The organism is Bacteroides sp. HF-162 (assembly GCF_015679285.1).
GTDB classification, from domain to species: Bacteria; Bacteroidota; Bacteroidia; order Bacteroidales; family Bacteroidaceae; genus Bacteroides; species Bacteroides uniformis.
Window position 1 is genome coordinate 3114297 of record NZ_CP064937.1, and the last position, 20411, is coordinate 3134707.

Consider the following 20411-nt stretch of genomic DNA (forward strand, 5'->3'; position numbering starts at 1 on the left):
GCATCATTTACCATCCGACTGCATCATTTACCATCCGAACATCTGCTTTATTCCTTCCTCCAGCGTGCGCGGCTGATACCCCAGTTCCCGGTGTGCCTTTTCTATACTCAGCCCGCTGAAACGGGGACGTGGTGTCTTTTCGTTCATCTCCTTCGTGGTGACGGGACGGATGAGCGAGCGATTCAGCCCCAATACGTCCGCTACCCGATAAGCGATGTCTGCAATGGTCAGGCACTCGCTGCCACAGAGGTGGTAGATGCCGTTTTGTGGGTGATTTATCAGCTTCTCCACTCCTTGCGACACGTCTCCCACGAAGGTGGGCGTACGCCATTGGTCGGATACGACGAACACTTCCTCATTGTTCCTTAATCTGTTTGCCACCAGTTGGAGCACATTTCCATGCTGTCCGGGCAGGGCGGCACCGTACACCACCACTACGCGCACGATGGCATAATCCCTGCAAACGGCAGCGATACGTTTCTCACCTTCCAGTTTGGTGTAGCCGTAATAATTAACGGGAGCGGGAATATCCTCCTCCGTATAGGGTCGTTCCGTATCACCACCGAAAACGAAGTCGGTGGAAAGATGGATAAAACGGCTGCCTCCCGCCTCACAGCATTCTGCCAGATGCTCCACGGCAGTAATGTTGACGGCATCCGCTTCTGCATGGTGCGTTTCGCAATAATCGGGGACGGAGAGGGCGGAGGTATTGATTACAACATCCGGCTGTACTTCCTGGAAAAGTTTTTCCACCGCCTGGCGGTTGCATATATCCGTGCGGATAAAGCGATAGTTGCCCGAATGGGGACAGATGTCGTCGTGCAGGGAACAGCCCGTTGTCTGATAAAACACGTTGTGGGACAAATCATCCAGGATGCGTCTGCCGGTAAAACCGTTGGCGCCTATCACCAGTATTTTCTTTCTTGTCATTGATTCTGTTGTTAAGTGATGGGCATCAATAGGGCACGTGTCTGCCCTGCTGTACCTCGATGCGTATGCCAAAGGATCCGTTGGCTGATTTCAGCTCGAACGCCCCTTTGAAATTGTTCTTTTCCCAAGGCAGTGCGGAAGGGTTGGGCACTTTCCAGCCGTCCTTGTCATATTCGCCGTACGTATGGATGCGCATGCCGTTCTTCAAAGTGAAACTTCCCATTTGCAGGTTGTCAGTAGAGCCCCAGAAGCCCGTCAGTCCGAAGGGATTCGAACTGAAATACCGGGAGTTGCTGAGTGAGAATATGTTCGAAAGACCTTGTGAATAAGTCACGTTCGGGTTCAACTGGAAGATGCGGCTATAGTCTTTGCTGGCATCCGGTATCTCCAAAGTGAATTTGGGAAGAGTGGGGGTGGACAGATTCATCAGCCCCATATCCAGCAGGAAGCCGTCGTAATTCTTCACGTCCGGCAGAAGCTCCTTTTCAGACGGAGACATGCCTTCGGGAGACGCTTCGCCACGTACAGCGGTACGTACCGTATCGGCAGGCATCCCACTCTGTGCGCTGACGGACGATATGCCTGCAAGTAAAATGATGATGCAGAAGAAGATTCGTTTCATTGTTCTTTGTTCACAATTTCAGTTGCTGTCTGCCGCATAGGGGCAGACTGAACAAAGATACTCGTTTCCCTCTATTTCCGGAAATATCTTTGTATTATTTCTATTTCTTTATACGAATGGTAGGGGCGAAAATGGGCGAAGTCACCCATTTCATTTTGGTGGGGTCGTATCTTCGTTCCATCCCTCCGTTGAGGTCGAGCCAGTCCGTCACTTTCAGTTCCAGTACCATGCCATAACCGCTTTGCGGATACATCGGGTTCATATATCCATGAAAGGAGTTACTTCTCCCGTAGCCCGAATACTGGCCGAAGGCATGTAGACGCATGTAGGGATTGATGCGGTAGGATACGGAGGCATTGTAGCCTATGTCCCATTGAGTACCTCGGGGGGCATCCCTTTTGGCATACTGGGCACCGGTAATGGATGAAGGTTGGGAGATGGAATAATGGGCGGCATATACCCCTCCGCTCAATTCCCAATGTCCGTCGGGACTGTAATAAGTAACTCCTGCGCCAGCCTGCATGATGGAGCCCATTGCAGGATAGGTGTTATGGCTGCCGTACATCGTCAGTACGACTTCCGGCGAGAGCAGGAAATCGGCGAAACGCTGGAAGTCCCATTCAAAGATGTTTTTCTGAAAGTGTATCTTCTTCATGTCCGTCCAGGGCAGGGGCTCCACATAGTCGGAGGGAGGGAGATGGAGATTTATCTCTTCCTGCTGTTCGCCCTGCAGACTTTGTTGGGGCTGGCTTTCATCAAGGCCCGTACGCTTGTTCTCTTTTGGAGAAAAGGGAATCTGCTCTTTCTTTACGGGAGGCCGGTTCTTTATTGTGTCTTCCGGAATCTCGCTCTGTGCATAGGCGCAGAGTGAGGAACAGATAAAAGTAATGAATAATAACTTTCTCATAAATAGTAGTTTAGTTTTAGTTTAGTTCACTATTAGTTTATATCCTATTCCCCGCACATTGACGATACGGATGCGCTCGTCTCCGGCCAGTTTATGCCGCAGTTTGGTGATGAACACATGCAGGCTGCGGGAGTTGAAGAAGCTGTCGTCTCCCCAGAGGTCGAGCAATACATTCTGGGTGTTGACCACCTGGTTACGGTTCTCGCAAAGACGTTTCAGTATCTCGGACTCGCGGTGGGAGAGTTCCACTTCCGTATCCGCGTTAGGTGAAGTCGGGGTGCTGCCTGCAAAAGCAAGTCGTTGAGTGACGGAATTGAAACGGTAGTCACCGATTTCAAAAACGGTAGTTTCTTTGGGCTTTTCCTCTGTAAAGGAGAAAGCTTTGCCTACCAGGGCCTTTATGCGGATAATGAGTTCCTGCATTCCGAAAGGCTTTTTCAGGTAGTCGTTGGCACCCAGCTCAAACCCTTCCACCACATCGTTGATGGTGGAGCGGGCGGTAAGGAACAGTACCGGGGTCTGTTTGTCAGTCTGCCGGATGCGGCGCACCATTTCAAAGCCGTCCATGCGGGGCATCATCACGTCTGCCACCAGCACGTCGGGACGGAGGTCGAAGAACTTGCGCAATCCCTCTTCACCGTCTGCTGCGGTGTGGATGATGAAGTTCTGTCCTTCCAATGTGTCCTTGATAATCATGGCGAGGGTCTGTTCGTCCTCAACCAGAAGTACAGTTATCTTTTCCATAATTGTCGCTTTTGTTACAAGTAATGTAAAGCTCCTTAACAAGTAATGTAAAGTACCCTAACAAATAATGTTATCATATCCTTATCGTAAAGGTACTTCCTTTTCCCAACTCACTCTTTACCGATACGCTGCCACCATGCTTCTCTATCATGGTCTTCACATAGAACAATCCCAGCCCATAGCCTTTCACATCGTGCAGATTACCCGTGGGTACGCGGTAGAATTTGTCGAAGATGTGCTTCTGCTTCTCGGGAGCAATACCGATACCGTGGTCGCTGACGGAGATTTCGGTCTGTTCATTCTGCCCTTCGACGGTTACCTTGCGGCAATGGATGGCCACTTCGGCTTCTCCGTGCGAATATTTGATGGCGTTGTCTATCAGGTTGCTGATGATGTTGCTGAAATGCGTACGGTCGGCAAGTACGCTCAAATCTTCCGGTTCGATGTCCACCGATATGTGGACGGAGCTTTCCGCTTTCAGCTTGTGTTGTTCGATGAGCGTTTCCAGAATATCACGTATTGCAAACTCCTCCGGGTGCAGGCGGAAAGTCCTGCGGCGTTCCATACTCATGGAAAGTATCTGTTCAACCAGTCCACTGAGGCGCTGAAGCTGTTCCTGGCAGATACGCAGGTATTTGTCGCGTTTGGCCTTTTCCTCCGCTTGGTTGAAGTTGAGCAGAGCGTCGTTGGCGGCATATGCTACGGCGATGGGGGTTTTCAGTTCGTGGGTGATGTTGTTGGTGAAATCGCTCTTCATCTCTTCCAGTGTCTTCTGTTTCAGGATGGTGCGTATCAGGAACCAGAAGGAGAAAGCGAGTACGATCAGAATAACGAATGATGTGGTGAGAATGCCCGACATCTGTCGCAAGACCAACATGCCGGCCGGTTCCATGATGAGACGGTAGCTTTGATTTGTATTGATGTCGAAAGAATAATTATATTCCACGGCTTTTGAGGTAGGCACATAGCCGGGGGTACCGATGTTTACCAATGTATCTATATAGAGAATGGTAGAGTCCCATTTGCTGCCTTTGTGAAGATGTAGCAGCCTATGGGGAAGATTGATGTTACGGTCATGCAGGAATGAAGTCAGCAGGCTGTCATAAAGCACTACGTCGGGGTCGGAAATGATGTCCAGTCCCGAATGCAGTCCGCGCTGGAGGTAGGTGGCGAGTTCCAGCATACTGTTTTGGTCGCGCAAAATCACATCCAGTCCCCCTTTGGCACTCAATGCGGATTGGGGAGAGCTGTCTGAGTCCTTGACTGCTTCTTCCAGACGCTCTCGGGCAGAATCGGCAGACATCCAACGGACTTTATCCGTTTCTCTATGCTGGTCGATGAAAAGCACACTGTCCTCTTTGGTGAGCAAAGGAACGTTCTTCCTGACACTGACTTCCACGCGGGTTGAATCGTTCGGGTGGGTCACGTAAACACTGTCTCCTTTGGGCATGAAGGTTTCGTGCAGGGTGGTGTTGTCCAAAGAATCTTCACGGGAGATGGTGGTACTGCTACGGACAAATGATTTTCCGTCATCGCTGTATCCGGCTGATACGCTGACTTCACCGTGGTTTATGTCGTCCTGCTTCATTTTATCCACGCGTATCATCATTTCGTTATAGTCGCTCATGCGCATGGCTTCGGTGATGTCCCTTTCCATTTCACTGTGCATGGTATGGTAGAGCCCCGTCAGCCAGTAGGCTTGGTAGGCGAAGATGCCGGCCAGGGAGACGATGACAAGTATGGCAATATATTTGAATGGCAGTTTCATGTTTGTTTCCGGTTACTTTTATACATACAAAGGTAAGATTAATATTGTGAACCCTATCATCCGATAAGACTAAATAACACTCCCGATAACACTGGATAACACTTGGTAAGCCGCTGATAACACAAGTTTCTGCTGATTCTGCCGTACTTTGCAGACGAAGATTTGCAGAAGAAGAATATAAACATAAATAAAAAGAAGAACATGAAACGATTCTATTTACTCCCTATTGTATGCTGTGCTTTGAGCATCAGCCTTTCGGCACAAGAGAACAACGGTACTGCAACCACCTCCGGTGCGGACGACAACCGCATCCTCAGCGCCGACAGCCTTATCACGACCGATGCCCGTCTGGACAGTCTTTATCAGACCTTGCCGGAAGTGATGATTACCGGTGAACGCCCCATCGTTAAGGCAGCGCAAGGCAAGCTGGTGTACGACCTGCCCCGCCTTATCCGGAACCTCCCTGTAGACAATGCCTACGATGCCGTGAAAGAGCTTCCCGGCGTCATCGAGATGAATGGCGGGCTGCAGTTGGCAGGCCAGGGAGTCACCGTTATCCTGGACGGCAAAGTAACCACCCTCAGCACAGAGCAGCTCTATTCCTTGCTGCGCAGCATCCCTGCCAGCCGCATAGAGAAGGCGGAAGTGATGTACAACGCCCCTGCACGCTACCAGGTGCGTGGCGCACTGATCAATATCACCCTGAAACAATCGGTAGGCGGCCCCGGCTCCTGGCAAGGCGAACTCTATGCCAAGTATCGCCAGAAGCATAACGAAGGCTTTGAGGAACGCGCCAGCCTGCTCTTCAGCAAAAATAAATTCTCAGCAGATTTTCTTTACTCGCACAGTCATGGCCGGGGCTACTCTACTACCGACAAAGAGGCTGTGCACACTCTGGCAGACGGCTCGGTTCACCCCATGACAACAGATGAGGTGGGCCGTGGCCGCAGCCATACCCATAATTTCAGGGTAGGGGCGGACTATAACATCGCCAAGGACCATCAGCTGAGTTTCGTCTATAACGGTGGCTATTCCACCTCCCACAACTGGACGGGCGTGACGGGCACGCAGGTGTCCACAACTCATGGCAATAGCACCGACTGGCTGCACAACGGCCGTCTGGACTATCGTACCCCTTTCGGCCTCAAAGCCGGTGCCGAACTGACCTACTACCGTTCCCCGTCCGACCAGTTGCTGCATAGCCGCATGCAGGATGAGGAACTTGACTTCTACACCGAAGATTGCCAACGCATCAACCGATGGAAATTCTTTCTGGCCCAGGAGCATAGTCTGGGAAAAGGTTGGGATTTGAATTACGGAGCCATCTATACTACCAGCATCGACAACAGCTACCAATATTATTACGACCCCGAAACCGGCGAACAACTGACCTCCTCAGATGCCTTAAGCAATATGAAGTCCCGCCGCCGCGAACAGACCTGGAATATCTATGCAGGTTTCAGCAAGAGTTTCGGCGACAAACTCGCTTTGGACGCTTCCCTGGCTGTGGAGCATTACAAGACTCCCGTCTGGAACCAGTGGGACTGGTATCCCATCGTCAACTTGAACTATATGCCGGCACCGGGACATATCCTTCAGCTCTCTCTGAGCAGCGACAAGGACTATCCCGACTACTGGGCGGTGCAGGATGCCGTCTCTTACATCGGCGGTGGATACTCTGAGCTGCATGGTAATCCGTTGCTGAAACCGGCACAAGAGTATGAGCTGAAAATGACCTATATTTTGAAGAGCAAATACATCTTCAGCGCCTGGTTCAACCACACCAAGGACTACTCTGTACAGACACTCTACCAATCCTCCGAACGTCTGGTTGAAATCTACAAGACACTCAATTTTGATTATCAGCAACAAGCAGGAATACAAGCCTCTATCCCATTTAAGGTGAAGGATTGGTTGAATTCTCGCCTTACCCTCATAGGCTTGTGGCACCGCGAAAAGGATGGTGATTTCTGGGATATTCCTTTCGACAGAAAGCAATGCTATGGCATTGCCCAGATGAGCAATACTTTTACTCTCTCCACCAAACCCGACTTGAAGCTGACGGTGACCGGCTTTGTGCATAGTAAAGCCATTCAGGGCATTTACGACCTGCCTACGTCGGGCAATGTGAATATTGCCCTGCGCTACGGCTTTGCCAAGAACAAAGCCATCCTCAACCTCTACTGCAACGATATTTTTGAGACGGGACAGATTTCTCCCCGCATCCGTTTCAAGACGCAGAATGTGACGAATCATTACTCATGCTTCCGCGAATTCGGCGTATCGTTTACCTATAAATTCGGAGGATATAAGGAGAAGCAACGGGAGGCGGTGGATACGTCGCGGTTCAAATAAAAAGTAATTATTCGCTGAATAGTTACAATAAAAAAGGTCGATGTTAAATATGAATAAAAGGGGTTACGATATTTTCGTAATTCCTTTTATTCTTAGTATCATTGTTCATTGTTAATCAAAATCGATAAAGGATATGAACTGCAGGAAGGTAGTAAGCGCTGTATTTCTGTTATTAGTAAGCGTTTGTATGCAGGCGCAAGGTACTTGTGTCATTGAAGGAAAAGTAAAGAATGTGAAGCAAGGAGTCTGCCTGAATCTATTTCGGATGGAAGGAGACGTGGGAAATAGTATTGCAACAGATACCCTTCAGGGAGACAGTTTTCGTTTTGAAATACCTATCTCTAAAACAGATACAGAACGTTTGAGTTTGATGATTCGTGACGGTAATCTGTATAGTATGGGATTGTCCCTTTGGGCTAAGGAAGGTTCCCATATCCGCTTGACGGGCGAGGATATGAACATCTACACCTGGCAGGTGGAAAGTGAAATGCCGCAACAGAAGATATGGCAGCTTTTTGTAAACGATTCACGGGATTTATGGAACCATAATCAGGAGAATAGAATGGAGCACATGCGATTGATGCGCAAATATCCCCGGAAACCGGATGATAAGGAGGTGTTGGCAAAGGTCGTTGCTCTACGTGACAGCTTGGAGAAAGTAGAAAATGATTTGGATATCCGCATAGATTCCAATGTTATAGCCCGCATGAAGCAGTTGCCGATAGAGGAGGTATGGATGGATAAACTGAAAAGTCTGGCGATAGGGGTGAGGTACACCAAGGGATATCCCTATCGCAAAGAAGTAGAGGAGTTATATGCCAGACTTACCGATGAACAGCGCGAGACACCGGAAGCTCTGGATATCCGGGCATATCTATTTCCTGCCCAGACGGTTGCTACCCAAGAGCAAGCTGCGGATGGTGACTTGTTTGACTTGCAAGGAAACGTACACCGCTTGTCCGATTTCAAGGGGAAAGCGGTGCTGATAGATTTCTGGAGCCGTGGTTGCGGTCCTTGCCTCAAGGCTTTGCCGGAGATGAAGGAAATCAGCCAAAAGTATAAAGACCGTTTGGAGGTAGTAAGTATAAGCATTGATGACAAAACAAATTGGGAGATAGCTTCGCGCCATCATGCCATCAGTTGGTGGAACTTGAATGACTTGAAAGGCAATCACGGATTGTATGCCAAGTATAGCGCAGGCTCCATTCCCCGCTATGTGTTTTTATCTCCGGAGGGAGAGGTTGTAGAGATGTGGTCCGGTTACGGGAAAGGCAGTTTGTTGGAGAAACTGGGAAAACTGATGGAATGATAATCAAATTATTCCCGTTCTCTAATGAAACTTTCATACAATGCGACAGGACCGTAATGCCAATATTTGGTGTTTTCCTTTTCAAGCAATTGAACAGACTGACTTTGGAGGGTAGCAATAAATATAGGTTATTGTCTGTAATTTTTCTATTCATAGTATACCTCCTCTGCTTTAATATAATTGAGATAGGTTAGTGCCTCTATTGTAACACTCCGTATCTGTCAAACAACTCCATTACCTCCCTTCCCTGCATAGAGTTCTTCTTTTTATACTGCTCTATGCAGAACGAGATGAAATAAGTAACATCCAATTCAGATTTATTCATAAGATGAACCATGTTTTTGTCTCTTGCAAATGTAATAAAAGTATTTCTACCTTGATGTGGTTTGCTACAAAAAATGTACTTTTGCAACTTTCAAAACATTAAAGTTGTTATTTAAAGAAAAGACTCTGTATGAAATCGGACATTGAAATAGCCCGCAGCATAGAGCTGAAGAAGATAAAGCAGGTTGCCGAAAGTGTGGATATCCCGCGTGACGAGGTAGAGAACTATGGACGATACATAGCCAAGATTCCCACTCATCTGATTGATGAAGAGAAGGTGAAGAAAAGTAATCTGATACTGGTGACGGCAATTACTGCGACAAAGGCGGGTATCGGTAAAACAACCGTATCCATCGGTCTGGCACTGGGACTGAACAAGATAGGCAAAAAGGCAATTGTCGCTCTGCGCGAACCCTCTTTGGGTCCTTGTTTCGGCATGAAAGGCGGTGCTGCCGGCGGAGGATATGCCCAGGTGCTTCCCATGGAGAAGATAAACCTGCACTTTACGGGCGACTTTCACGCCATTACTTCGGCACACAACATGATTTCCGCATTACTCGACAATTATTTGTACCAACATCAGGCGGACGGCTTCGGACTGAAAGAAATCATCTGGCGGCGTGTACTCGATGTAAACGACCGTTCCTTGCGCAGTATTGTCACCGGATTGGGTCCGAGCACTAACGGCATTACCGAGGAGTCGGGCTTCGACATTACTCCGGCTTCTGAAATTATGGCCATTCTTTGCTTGGCAACAGACCTTGATGACCTCCGCCGTCGCATCGAGAACATTATCTTGGGATTTCGTTTTGATGGTACTCCATTCACTGTGAAAGAGTTAGGAGTAGCCGGTGCCATTACTGTTCTACTGAAAGATGCCATCAATCCCAACTTGGTGCAGACTACCGAAGGTACTGCCGCTTTTGTTCATGGAGGACCGTTCGCAAATATTGCCCATGGTTGCAACTCCATTCTTGCCACAAAAATGGCCATGACATTCGGCGATTATGTAGTGACGGAAGCCGGCTTCGGGGCTGACCTGGGTGCGGAGAAGTTCTACAACATCAAGTGCCGCAAGAGCGGCCTACAACCCAAGTTGACGATAATCGTTGCTACCGCACAAGGATTGAAGATGCATGGCGGCGTCAGTCTGGACCGCATCAAGGAACCCAATATGGAAGGACTGAAAGGGGGCTTCGGCAATCTGGACAAGCATGTACGCAATTTGCGTTCATTCGGCCAGCAGGTCATCGTGGCATTCAACCGTTTTGCCAGTGATACGGACGAGGAGGTGGAAGCTATCCGCCGCCATTGCGAAGAAAAGCTCGAGGTAGGTTTTGCCGTGAACAACGCCTTTGCCAAAGGAGGAGAGGGAGCCGTTGACCTTGCCAATCTGGTAGTAGATACTATTGAGAACAAACCATCCGAGCCGCTGACCTTCACTTACGAGGAGAACGATTGCGTGGAACGCAAAATCGAAAAGGTAGCCTGCAACCTCTACGGAGCAAGTGTAGTGACTTACAGTCTCCATTCCCGCAAGGTTATCAAACTGATAGAGCAGATGGGTATCAGCCATTACCCCGTCTGTATCGCCAAGACGCAGTACTCCTTCTCTGCCGATCCGAAGATATATGGTGCGGTCAATAACTTTGAATTCCATATCAAGGATATTGTAGTCAACAACGGTGCGGAAATGATTGTAGCCATCGCCGGTGAAATTCTTCGTATGCCGGGATTACCAAAGAAACCACAAGCCGAACACATTGATATTGTGGATGGAAATATAGAAGGGCTGAGCTAAACGCGCTCCGCGCGTTTAGAATTAAAAAACAAGAATAAAGGCTGCGCAGTTCAAAGCGAACATCGCGCAGCCTTTAATTTTAATTCTTAATTGCTGTTTGCTTATCAATAAGCAAACAGAGGATATTCTTTCATCTTTGCATTGACGCGTGCACGTACCTCTGCGATGACTTGTTCGTTGTCTACGTTGGACAGAACGGTTTCAATCATCTCGGCAATTTCGAGCATCAGGTCTTCCTTGGCACCACGGGTTGTGATGGCAGGAGTACCCAAACGGATGCCGGAAGTCTGGAAAGCCGAGCGGCTGTCAAACGGAACCATGTTTTTGTTTACGGTGATGTCGGCAGATACCAACGCTTTCTCGGCAACCTTACCGGTCAAATCGGGATATTTGCTGCGCAGGTCCACCAGCATGGAGTGGTTGTCCGTACCGCCGGAAACAATAGTGAAGCCACGGTCCATCAAGGCTTGTGCCAGGACAGCGGCATTTTTCTTCACCTGCTTGGCATATTCTTTCCATTCCGGTTGCAGGATTTCGCCGAAGGCAACGGCTTTGGCTGCGATGACATGTTCCAGCGGACCACCTTGGATACCGGGGAATACGGCTGAATCCAGCAACTGGGACATCATCTTGATTTCTCCCTTCGGAGTTTTCTTGCCCCAGGGATTGGGGAAGTCCTTACCCATCATGATAACGCCACCACGAGGACCACGCAGAGTCTTGTGAGTAGTAGAGGTCACTATGTGGGCGTATTTCACGGGGTTATCCAGTTCACCGGCTGCAATCAGTCCGGCAGGATGAGCCATGTCAATCATCAGGATGGCACCTATCTTGTCCGCGATTTCGCGCATGCGCTTGTAGTCCCATTCGCGGGAATAAGCAGAACCGCCGCCGATAATCATTTTGGGTTTCTCGCGCAGGGCAACTTCTTCCATCTGGTCATAGTCCACGCGTCCGGTTTCCCGGTTCAGATTGTATTCGCAGGGAGTATAGATAATACCGGAAGTGTTGACCAGGGAGCCATGGGAGAGGTGACCACCGTGTGCAAGGTTCAGTCCCATGAATTTGTCGCCCGGGTTGAGCACGGCGAGGAATACGGCTGCATTAGCTTGTGCACCGGAGTGCGGCTGTACGTTGGCCCATTCTGCGCCGAAGATTTGTTTCAGGCGGTCGATGGCAATCTGTTCACTCTGATCCACTACCTCACAGCCACCATAGTAACGCTTGCCGGGGTATCCTTCAGCATACTTGTTGGTAAGGCAGGAGCCCATTGCCTGCATAACTTGGTCACTTACAAAGTTCTCTGATGCAATCAGTTCAATGCCTTTGAGCTGACGTTGGTGTTCTTTTTCGATAAGTTCGAAAATTAAATCATCTCTTTTCATTCTGCTTATTAGATAAGTTTGGTAAATCTGTGTTCTCTTATTAAGCGCACAAATTTACGGGAAATAAATGAATAAATTGAAAGAAAAGGAAGAAATTTACTGTCAAAAGAACACTCCGAAAGAAAAACTCAGCACATTGTCCCTGCGGTGAAAACGGATTTCGTTTTTCGTATTTTCGTCTGCGGCGTTGTTGTCGGCCGGAATATCGTATGTCACACTTTTGGAGATGTTGTGCAGCCCCATGTCGTAACGGAAGTCGAAAAAGACGCGTGAGATGGTGACGGATACGCCGACCGTGAAGCTGAGATTGAGCGGACGCAGCCTTTCACGGATATTCACCTGGTCGAAATTCTCGAAGTCGATGTCGCTTTTCCGGTCCCATATATAGCGCACTTTGGGTCCGCCAAAGACGGCAAGGCTGTACGGTCCCTCCTTGACGAAGTTGTATCCGTAGATGACGGGGATGTCTATACTGTGGATGGACGATGTAATGGAGGCTTCCTCCGGCAGGGCTCCTGATGCGGCGTTTTCGGGCAGAGGTTTCTCGAAGGTGATGTTGCACCGGTTGATGTTGTAGGATATTTCCGGTTGCAGAAAGTGGCGGTCGAAGTTTATCCGCATGAAAAGGGAACCGAAATATCCTATCTTGTAATTGTTCTGCACTTCGTCGATGGGCACTCCGTTGACGCTGAACTGGGACACAAGGAACAGGGAAGAGGTGAAACCGCCTTTGAAACCGAAATTGACCGGAGTTTCCTTGCGGTGTCCGGAATGCTCTTCATCGGCAGTACCGGGCACAATCGGAGTCTGTCCCCACATCATGGTGGGGAAGGCCAACAGATATAAGCCCATCAGGATTCGTCGCAGCTCCATCTCTTAAAACCTTTATCGCATTATTACTTCTTTTTCTCCACCGTCCATCCGAACTTGCCTATCTTTTCCCCCAGCTCATAATATCCGCCGTGCACATAAACCAGCGGATTCGTTTCCGCCAGTTCCAGTTTGCCGGTTTCAGGGTTCAGATTACGGGTATCGGCACGGACATTTACCACATCTGCTATAAACATGTCGTGCGAACCGAGAGCCATAATCTCCTTTACCCGGCATTCTATGCAAAGCGGTGATTCCTCGATAAGAGGCGCGCTGACTACGGTGCTTTTCCCGGGTGTCAGATGCATTTCCTCGAATTTGTTGTAGTCCTTTCCGGAGCGTACGCCACACCAGTCCGTGGCACGGGCCATGTCTTTCGTGGTGAGGTTGATGACGAATTCCATATTCCGCTTGATGATGTCGTAGGAGTGGCGTTCGGGGCGTACGGAGATGTAGCACATGGGCGGGTTCGTACAAATCGTCCCCGTCCATGCGATAGTCAGAATGTTATATTCCTCCGGAGTGCTTCCGCAGCTCACCAGTACGGCGGGCAGCGGATAAATCATGGTTCCGGGTTTCCAGTCTTCTTTCATATAATCTCAATATCTTCTCTGGTCTGCTCCTTTTCGCAGTAGTGGCATTTGATGACGCAATTGTCCTTATCCACGACATGAAACAACGTAGGCATAGGCTCATTGTTCGTGATGCACTTCGGGTTGGCGCATTTCACGATTCCGCGCAGTTCGTCGGGCAGGCGGACTTCGCGTTTCTCCACCACTTCGTAGTCGCGGATAATGTTCAGTTTTACATTGGGAGCCACCACGGCGATACGGTTTATCTCTTCGTCGCAGAAGAACTTGTCGGCAATCTTGATAATGCCTTTCGTGCCCAGCTTCTTGCTCTTGAGGTTGAAGCCGATGGTGATATTGTTGCTCATGTGTTCCAGTCCGAGCAGGGAGACTACGGTAAACAGTCTCTCGGAGGGTATATGGTCTATTACAGTGCCGTTTTCCAGAGCAGCAACCTGCAATTCCTGTTTCTTTTCGCTTAACATCTTGAAATATTAGTTATTAGACGATTCTACTGAATTACTCCTTTACTCTTTTTCACCTCATCCAGTGTGATGCCCAGTACATCGCACAGAATAGCTTCACGGGCATACAGTCCGTTTTGTGCCTGCTGGAAATAGTATGCCTTGGGATTGTCGTCCACATCATAGGCTATTTCGTTGACACGGGGCAGCGGATGCAGAATGCGCAGGTTGGGACGGGTATGTTCCAGCATCTTGTTGCGCAGGATGTAGACATTCTTCACCCGCTCGTACTCCATAAGGTCGGTGAAGCGCTCGCGCTGCACACGGGTCATGTAGAGGATGTCGGCGTCTGCGATGATTTCTTCCGTAAAGTCCGTATGTTCCACGTACTTGATGTTGTGCTCGCGGCAGTAGATTTTGTATTCTTCGGGCATCCGCAACTCGTCGGGAGCGATGAAGTGGAAAGTGGGGTTGAAGTGGCGCATGGCCATCAGCTGGGAGTGGACGGTACGGCCGTACTTCAAGTCGCCGACCAGAAAAATGTTCAGGTTCTCCAGTGTACCTTGTGTCTTGTAGATGGAATAGAGATCGAGCATGGTCTGTGAGGGGTGCTGGTTGGCACCGTCTCCTGCATTCACAATGGGCACGGTGGTGACTTCACTGGCATAGCGTGCGGCTCCTTCGAGGTGGTGGCGCATCACGATGATGTCGGCATAGTTGCTCACCATCTTGATGGTGTCTTTCAGCGTCTCGCCCTTGGATGAGCTGGTGGCCTTTGGGTCGCTGAACCCGATGACACGTGCTCCAAGCCGGTTGGCGGCAGTCTCGAAACTGAGGCGTGTACGGGTGGAAGGCTCGAAAAATAAGGTGGCAACTACTTTCCCGTCCAATATATGCCGATTGGGATGGGCTTCAAATTCTTTCGCCATCTCGAGCATATAGAGGATTTTTTCCCGGCTATGCTCGGCAATGGTGACTAAACTTCTGTTTTCCATATCGTTGAATTCATTTATACTTTTCGAGAGTGTAAAGTTACGGAAAATATGCGGGCTACGGAAATATGCGGGGAAGTTTTTTTGCGAAATATGGGCTGTTTTTCAAACCGTGCGGCATTTGTTTTGCAAAATCTACAAAGGGTATGAATCGGCAACAGCAGCACTTTTTTTGTAGTTGCTGTTGTTAGATATATAATTATAGGTATAAATGGCATCTGCGTTTTATGTATCAGTATTGTATTGCAGCTGTTTAAGTGCAGAAAAACTAAAAAAAACATCAATGGAAATCCTGTTTCTTAAGCAAAAATCGCCCAAAAACGAGCAAAAACACGCATGAAAAACACGAGTTTTCTAATGTGAAATACTGATTATTTGTCGAAAAAGATACGGGAAAGCATAGGTGCGTTTAATATATTTCCGTACCTTTGCCCTATTATTGAACTTTGATTTTAGCAACTGAAACATGATAAGGAAAGTCGTCAAAATCCTATGGATTTTCATCGCACTGATTTCGCTGGTGTGTGTCTTTATATTCTTTTCCATAGCCAAGGGCTGGATAGGCTATATGCCTCCGGTGGAAGACCTGGAAAATCCAAATTACAAATTTGCCACAGAAGTCTTTTCCGAGGACGGAAAAGTATTGGGTACTTATTCCTATAGTAAGGAAAACCGCGTGTTTGTGGGATACAATGATTTGTCGCCCAATATCATTAACGCCTTGATAGCTACGGAAGATGTACGTTTTGCCGAACATTCGGGCATTGATGCCTACGCCCTGACGCGTGCCATAGTGAAGCGCGGTATCCTGATGCAGAAGAATGCCGGCGGTGGCAGTACCATCACCCAGCAGCTTTCCAAGCAGCTTTATTCCCCCAGTGCTGACAATGTGATGGAACGTCTGTTCCAGAAGCCTATCGAATGGGTGATTGCCGTAAAGCTGGAACGTTACTATACAAAAGAGGAAATCCTCACCATGTATCTCAACAAGTTCGATTTCCTGAACAATGCGGTAGGCATCAAGACTGCTGCCTTTACCTACTTCGGTTGCGAACCGAAAGATTTGAAGATTGAGGAAGCGGCTACGTTGGTGGGCATGTGCAAGAATCCGTCTCTCTATAATCCGGTGCGCTACAATGAACGTTCCCGCGGACGGCGCAATGTGGTGCTCGACCAGATGCGGAAAGCGGGATATATTACGGAAGCCGAGCGCGACTCCCTCCAGGCGTTGCCTCTGAAACTGAAATACAACCGTGTGGACCACAAGGAAGGGCTGGCCACTTATTTCCGCGAATACCTGCGCGGCGTGCTCACTGCCAAGAAGCCCGACAAGGCTGATTACCGCGGCTGGCAAATGCAGAAATACTACGAGGATTCACTCGACTGGGAGAACAACCCGCTCTTTGGATGGTGCGAAAAGAATACCAAGAAAGACGGTACCAAATACAACCTCTACACCGACGGGCTGAAAATCTATACCACGCTCGACTCGCGTATGCAGCAGTATGCCGAGGATGCCGTGACAGAGCATCTGAAGGAACTGCAAGGTTACTTCTTCAAGGAAAAGAAAGGAGCCAAGAAAGCTCCCTACACCTTCCGTCTGACCCAGGAGCAGGTGGACGAGATTCTGGGACGTGCCATGAGGTTGTCCGACCGCTACCGCCTCATGAAAAAAGCCGGAGCCACCGAAGCTGAAATAAAGAAAGCCTTCGACACCCCGGAGGAGATGTCCGTATTCAGTTGGGAAGGGGAGAAAGACACCATTATGACCCCGATGGATTCCATCCGTTACTACAAGTTCTTCCTGCGTGCCGGTTTCATGTCCATGGACCCGCGCAACGGACACGTCAAGGCATACGTAGGCGGACCGAACTACCATTACTTCCAGTACGATATGGCCATGGTGGGACGCCGCCAGGTAGGTTCTACCATCAAGCCTTTCCTTTATACACTGGCTATGGAGAACGGTTTTTCTCCCTGCGACGAAGTGCGCCACGTGGAATACACGCTGATTGATGAAAACGGAAAACCGTGGACGCCGCGTAATGCCAACAAAAAGCTGATTGGCGACATGGTGACCGTGAAGTGGGGGCTGGCAAACTCGGACAACTGGATTACGGCCTATCTCATGAGCAAGCTGAACCCCTATAACCTGAAACGCTTGATACATACTTTCGGTGTCCGCAACCGCGACATAGTACCTTCCGTTTCACTCTGTCTGGGCCCGTGCGAGATTTCCGTCGGCGAGATGGTGAGCGCCTATACCGCTTTCCCCAACAAGGGCATCCGGGTAGCTCCGCTGTTCGTGACCCGCATCGAGGACAACGACGGAAACGTGCTGGCAACCTTTGCCCCCGAAATGCAGGAAGTCATCAGCGTATCCAGCGCTTACAAGATGCTGGTCATGCTGCGTGCCGTTGTCAACGAAGGTACCGGAGGCCGTGTGCGCCGTCTGGGTGTGAAAGCCGACATGGGCGGCAAGACCGGAACGACAAACTACAATGCCGACGGCTGGTTTATGGGCTTCACGCCTTCGCTCGTGTCTGGTTGCTGGGTGGGCGGTGAGGACCGCGACATCCACTTCGATACGATGCTTCACGGACAAGGTGCTTCCATGGCATTGCCTATCTGGACCAAATACATGGTGAAAGTGCTCGGTGACAAATCGCTGGGATATGATGAAAATGAAACATTCCAGTTGCCCGAAGGCTATGACCCGTGCAAGGATGATATAAATCTGGAAGGAGACACCCATATAGAAGAACCGATAGAGGGACTCGACGAACTGTTTAATTAGTTGAAAGGTGAAAATTGAAAGTGGATTATACGATTAGTATTGGGAGCAACGAGCAGCGGAGGGAGAACATGGAACTGGCTCGCAGACGCTTGACGGAACTTTTTCCCGGAATACGTTTCTCGGAAGAGGAGGAGACGGCACCTTTGTTCTTTCACCGTCCGAATCTGTTCTCCAATCAGGTGGCATGCTTCGCTTCCGATAATCCGGCAGAGGAAGTCACCGCCTGCCTGAAAGCCATCGAACGGGAAGCCGGAAGGAAGCCCGAGGAGAAGGAACAGGAAATTGTACGGCTGGATATAGACTTGTTGTCTTGTGACGGGACTGTCTATAAGCCAAAAGATTTGAAACGTGATTATATCCTGCGAGGATTGAAACAACTGTTATAATTAATAAAGAATATAAGGAGATGTGTCGATAGTATATGAACACTTTCGGACACCCCCTCATTTTAAAAGACGAAGATTGAAAATGAAATTTTTAGGAATCATACCTGCCCGTTACGCATCTACGCGTTTTCCGGCCAAACCATTGGCAGTGTTGGGCGGAAAAACCGTGATACAGCGAGTATACGAGCAAGTGGCAGGAATCTTGGACGATGCATACGTGGCTACGGACGATGAGCGTATTGAAGTCGCAGTAAAAGCATTCGGAGGAAAGGTGGTAATGACTTCCACCGAACATAAAAGCGGCACCGACCGCTGTCAGGAAGCTTGTACAAAAATAGGAGGACAGTTTGATGTCGTGGTGAATATCCAGGGGGATGAGCCTTTCATCCAGCCTTCGCAGTTACAAGCCGTCAAAGCATGTTTCGACGATCCGGCCACCCAGATAGCCACTCTGGTGAAACCCTTTACGGTAGATAATGGTTTCGAGGCACTGGAAAATGTGAACTCTTCGAAGGTTGTGCTCAACAAAAACAGGAATGCCCTCTATTTTAGCCGTTCCATCATTCCCTACCAGCGCAATGCGGCGAAGGAAGACTGGCTGAAGAACCATACGTATTATAAGCATATCGGCCTTTATGCCTATCGCGTAGAGGTACTGAAAGAGATAACCGCCCTTCCGCAGTCATCCCTCGAGATTGCCGAATCATTGGAACAGCTTCGTTGGCTGGAAAACGGATATACCATCAAGGTAGGTGTCACGGATGTGGAAACTATCGGCATAGATACTCCTCAAGATTTGGAACGGGCAGAAGAATTTCTTAAAAGCCATGGGCTGTAAACTAGAAAGCCCATGCTGAACCGAAGTGACCAACCCCGGATTCTTGAACCGGAACAACTGGTGGTGCAAAGGCCGGAACGTATCAAGTTGCCTAATGGCGTGCCATTGAGCGTGCTCAATGCCGGTGACAATGAAGTGACACGTATCGATCTCCTCATGGCAGGCGGCCGATGGCAACAGAAACAGCCCTTGCAGGCGTTGTTTACGAACCGCATGCTTCGCGAGGGCACCCGACGCTACGATGCCGCCCGGATAGCGGAAAAGCTGGACTATTATGGAGCCTGGCTGGAATTGTCCAGTGCATCCGAGTATGCCTATGTCACCCTTTATTCTCTGAATAAATACCTTCCCCAAACGCTTGATGTATTGGAATCTATCGTCAAAGAGCCGGTATTTCCCGAGAAAGAGCTGGGAGTGATTGTAGACAATAATATCCAGCAGTTTCTTGTCAACTCTTCCAAGGTGGACTTCCTGGCGCACCGCGGATTGGTGAAGGCTCTGTACGGCGGGCAGCATCCCGGCGGACGTCTGGTGCAGGAAGAGGATTATCAGCGCATCACTCCTGCTGTGCTACGCGAGTTTTATGACCGTTATTATCATTCTAATAATTGCAGCATCTACCTCTCGGGCAAGGTAACCGACGATTGCATCCGCCGGATAGAGTCCTTGTTTGGCTGCGAGGCTTTCGGTACGGATTTCCGCAAACCGGAGAAGACAGAATTCCATCCGGTTACCGCTTCCGGAAAACGTATCTTCATCGAACGTCCGGATGCCCTGCAAAGTGCCGTCCGTATGGGCATGCTTTCCCTGGACCGTAATCATCCGGACTACTTGAAGGCCCGCGTGCTGGTCACACTGTTCGGGGGCTACTTTGGCAGTCGCCTGATGTCCAATATCCGGGAAGATAAAGGATACACGTACGGTATCTCCGCAGCCATCATGCCCTATCCGGGGCAGGGAGTGCTGGCGGTCAGTGCCGAAGCCGCCAACGAATTTGTGGAGCCTCTTATCGGTGAGGTCTATCATGAAATAGACCGCCTTCAGAACGAGCTGGTTTCCGATGGAGAGCTTTCCATGGTAAAGAACTATATGTTGGGAGACATGTGCCGTAGTTATGAATCTGCATTCTCGCTGGCGGATGCCTGGATTTTTGTGCAGGTATCGGGCTTGCAGGATACTTACTTTGCCGAAGCATTGGATGCTGTCAAGGAAGTTACCCCGCAAGAAATCCGTGAACTTGCAGGGCGTTATTTATGCAAAGAGAAATTAAAAGAAATAGTGTGCGGCAAAAAAATGTCATAAAAAGCGGGAGTTATCGCATCATTTTACCGGATAAATCCTACCTTTGTC

Annotated in this window: 18 protein-coding genes; 7 read left to right on the forward strand and 11 right to left on the reverse strand. The window is 49.3% G+C overall.

Annotated features, from left to right (window positions below; genetic code table 11):
• Positions 1–27: 27 nt before the first annotated feature.
• The 5 genes from ITJ87_RS13000 to ITJ87_RS13020 form a co-directional block, all read right to left on the reverse strand.
• Complete coding sequence (locus ITJ87_RS13000) at positions 28–930, reverse strand: SDR family oxidoreductase (protein WP_195690882.1); 903 nt, start codon at positions 928–930, stop codon at positions 28–30.
• A gap of 25 nt (positions 931–955) precedes the next feature.
• Positions 956–1552, reverse strand: coding sequence for a hypothetical protein (locus tag ITJ87_RS13005; protein WP_022400749.1), 597 nt, complete (start codon positions 1550–1552; stop codon positions 956–958).
• Between the two features lie 100 nt (positions 1553–1652).
• Positions 1653–2459 (reverse strand): hypothetical protein, encoded by an 807-nt coding sequence (locus tag ITJ87_RS13010; RefSeq protein ID WP_117966408.1) that lies wholly within the window; start codon positions 2457–2459, stop codon positions 1653–1655.
• Positions 2460–2480: 21 nt separating this feature from the next.
• Positions 2481–3203, reverse strand: coding sequence for a response regulator transcription factor (locus ITJ87_RS13015; protein WP_022400751.1), 723 nt, complete (start codon positions 3201–3203; stop codon positions 2481–2483).
• 73 nt (positions 3204–3276) lie between these two features.
• Entirely contained in the window at positions 3277–4971 is a 1695-nt protein-coding gene (locus ITJ87_RS13020; protein ID WP_022400752.1) for a sensor histidine kinase KdpD, read from the reverse strand.
• 201 nt (positions 4972–5172) lie between these two features.
• On the opposite strand from ITJ87_RS13020, the gene ITJ87_RS13025 reads away from it, so the two are divergent.
• Positions 5173–7326, forward strand: a complete 2154-nt coding sequence (locus ITJ87_RS13025; RefSeq protein WP_117966477.1) for an outer membrane beta-barrel family protein — start codon at positions 5173–5175, stop codon at positions 7324–7326.
• A gap of 133 nt (positions 7327–7459) precedes the next feature.
• The gene (locus ITJ87_RS13030) at positions 7460–8635 is read left to right on the forward strand and encodes a TlpA disulfide reductase family protein (protein WP_226791163.1); all 1176 of its coding nucleotides are present in this window, start codon (positions 7460–7462) and stop codon (positions 8633–8635) included.
• Between the two features lie 199 nt (positions 8636–8834).
• On the opposite strand, the gene ITJ87_RS13035 is transcribed toward ITJ87_RS13030, so the two are convergent.
• Positions 8835–8960 (reverse strand): DUF3791 domain-containing protein, encoded by a 126-nt coding sequence (locus tag ITJ87_RS13035; RefSeq protein ID WP_117966480.1) that lies wholly within the window; start codon positions 8958–8960, stop codon positions 8835–8837.
• A 129-nt stretch (positions 8961–9089) separates the two neighbouring features.
• Here ITJ87_RS13035 and ITJ87_RS13040 point away from each other — a divergent pair, with 129 nt between their 5' ends.
• Entirely contained in the window at positions 9090–10760 is a 1671-nt protein-coding gene (locus tag ITJ87_RS13040) for a formate--tetrahydrofolate ligase (protein WP_117966413.1), read from the forward strand.
• Positions 10761–10864: 104 nt separating this feature from the next.
• On the opposite strand, the gene glyA is transcribed toward ITJ87_RS13040, so the two are convergent.
• From glyA to pyrB, 5 genes are all read right to left on the reverse strand, one after another.
• Positions 10865–12145, reverse strand: a complete 1281-nt coding sequence (glyA, locus tag ITJ87_RS13045; RefSeq protein ID WP_117599591.1) for a serine hydroxymethyltransferase — start codon at positions 12143–12145, stop codon at positions 10865–10867.
• A 102-nt stretch (positions 12146–12247) separates the two neighbouring features.
• A complete protein-coding gene (locus ITJ87_RS13050; protein ID WP_117966416.1) occupies positions 12248–13018 on the reverse strand; it encodes a porin family protein in 771 nt (256 codons plus the stop codon).
• Positions 13019–13041: 23 nt separating this feature from the next.
• On the reverse strand, positions 13042–13608 hold the full coding sequence (locus tag ITJ87_RS13055) for a flavin reductase family protein (protein ID WP_117599593.1): 567 nt from the start codon (positions 13606–13608) through the stop codon (positions 13042–13044).
• Positions 13605–14069, reverse strand: a complete 465-nt coding sequence (gene pyrI / locus ITJ87_RS13060) for an aspartate carbamoyltransferase regulatory subunit (protein ID WP_117966419.1) — start codon at positions 14067–14069, stop codon at positions 13605–13607. The genes ITJ87_RS13055 and pyrI overlap by 4 nt, the downstream gene beginning before the upstream one ends.
• Positions 14070–14095: 26 nt before the next feature.
• The gene (pyrB, locus tag ITJ87_RS13065; RefSeq protein WP_195690881.1) at positions 14096–15043 is read right to left on the reverse strand and encodes an aspartate carbamoyltransferase; all 948 of its coding nucleotides are present in this window, start codon (positions 15041–15043) and stop codon (positions 14096–14098) included.
• Between the two features lie 463 nt (positions 15044–15506).
• Between pyrB and ITJ87_RS13070 the strand changes: the two genes are divergently transcribed.
• From ITJ87_RS13070 to ITJ87_RS13085, 4 genes are all read left to right on the forward strand, one after another.
• A complete protein-coding gene (locus ITJ87_RS13070; protein ID WP_117966422.1) occupies positions 15507–17837 on the forward strand; it encodes a transglycosylase domain-containing protein in 2331 nt (776 codons plus the stop codon).
• Between the two features lie 20 nt (positions 17838–17857).
• Positions 17858–18223 carry a 2-amino-4-hydroxy-6-hydroxymethyldihydropteridine diphosphokinase gene (locus ITJ87_RS13075; protein WP_117966482.1) on the forward strand — a complete coding sequence of 122 codons (366 nt, stop codon included), beginning with the start codon at positions 17858–17860 and terminating at the stop codon, positions 18221–18223.
• An 82-nt stretch (positions 18224–18305) separates the two neighbouring features.
• Positions 18306–19061, forward strand: coding sequence for a 3-deoxy-manno-octulosonate cytidylyltransferase (gene kdsB, locus ITJ87_RS13080; protein WP_195690880.1), 756 nt, complete (start codon positions 18306–18308; stop codon positions 19059–19061).
• A gap of 12 nt (positions 19062–19073) precedes the next feature.
• Positions 19074–20363 carry a pitrilysin family protein gene (locus ITJ87_RS13085; RefSeq protein WP_117966427.1) on the forward strand — a complete coding sequence of 430 codons (1290 nt, stop codon included), beginning with the start codon at positions 19074–19076 and terminating at the stop codon, positions 20361–20363.
• Positions 20364–20411 lie beyond the last annotated feature (48 nt).

Coding starts and splice junctions, on each gene's coding strand:
- ITJ87_RS13000 (WP_195690882.1), bottom strand. CDS start 930: ATGACAAGAAAGAAAATACTGGTGATAGGCGCCAACGGTTTTACCGGC.
- ITJ87_RS13005 (WP_022400749.1), bottom strand. CDS start 1,552: ATGAAACGAATCTTCTTCTGCATCATCATTTTACTTGCAGGCATATCG.
- ITJ87_RS13010 (WP_117966408.1), bottom strand. CDS start 2,459: ATGAGAAAGTTATTATTCATTACTTTTATCTGTTCCTCACTCTGCGCC.
- ITJ87_RS13015 (WP_022400751.1), bottom strand. CDS start 3,203: ATGGAAAAGATAACTGTACTTCTGGTTGAGGACGAACAGACCCTCGCC.
- ITJ87_RS13020 (WP_022400752.1), bottom strand. CDS start 4,971: ATGAAACTGCCATTCAAATATATTGCCATACTTGTCATCGTCTCCCTG.
- ITJ87_RS13025 (WP_117966477.1), top strand. CDS start 5,173: ATGAAACGATTCTATTTACTCCCTATTGTATGCTGTGCTTTGAGCATC.
- ITJ87_RS13030 (WP_226791163.1), top strand. CDS start 7,460: ATGAACTGCAGGAAGGTAGTAAGCGCTGTATTTCTGTTATTAGTAAGC.
- ITJ87_RS13035 (WP_117966480.1), bottom strand. CDS start 8,960: ATGAATAAATCTGAATTGGATGTTACTTATTTCATCTCGTTCTGCATA.
- ITJ87_RS13040 (WP_117966413.1), top strand. CDS start 9,090: ATGAAATCGGACATTGAAATAGCCCGCAGCATAGAGCTGAAGAAGATA.
- glyA (WP_117599591.1), bottom strand. CDS start 12,145: ATGAAAAGAGATGATTTAATTTTCGAACTTATCGAAAAAGAACACCAA.
- ITJ87_RS13050 (WP_117966416.1), bottom strand. CDS start 13,018: ATGGAGCTGCGACGAATCCTGATGGGCTTATATCTGTTGGCCTTCCCC.
- ITJ87_RS13055 (WP_117599593.1), bottom strand. CDS start 13,608: ATGAAAGAAGACTGGAAACCCGGAACCATGATTTATCCGCTGCCCGCC.
- pyrI (WP_117966419.1), bottom strand. CDS start 14,069: ATGTTAAGCGAAAAGAAACAGGAATTGCAGGTTGCTGCTCTGGAAAAC.
- pyrB (WP_195690881.1), bottom strand. CDS start 15,043: ATGGAAAACAGAAGTTTAGTCACCATTGCCGAGCATAGCCGGGAAAAA.
- ITJ87_RS13070 (WP_117966422.1), top strand. CDS start 15,507: ATGATAAGGAAAGTCGTCAAAATCCTATGGATTTTCATCGCACTGATT.
- kdsB (WP_195690880.1), top strand. CDS start 18,306: ATGAAATTTTTAGGAATCATACCTGCCCGTTACGCATCTACGCGTTTT.
- ITJ87_RS13085 (WP_117966427.1), top strand. CDS start 19,074: ATGCTGAACCGAAGTGACCAACCCCGGATTCTTGAACCGGAACAACTG.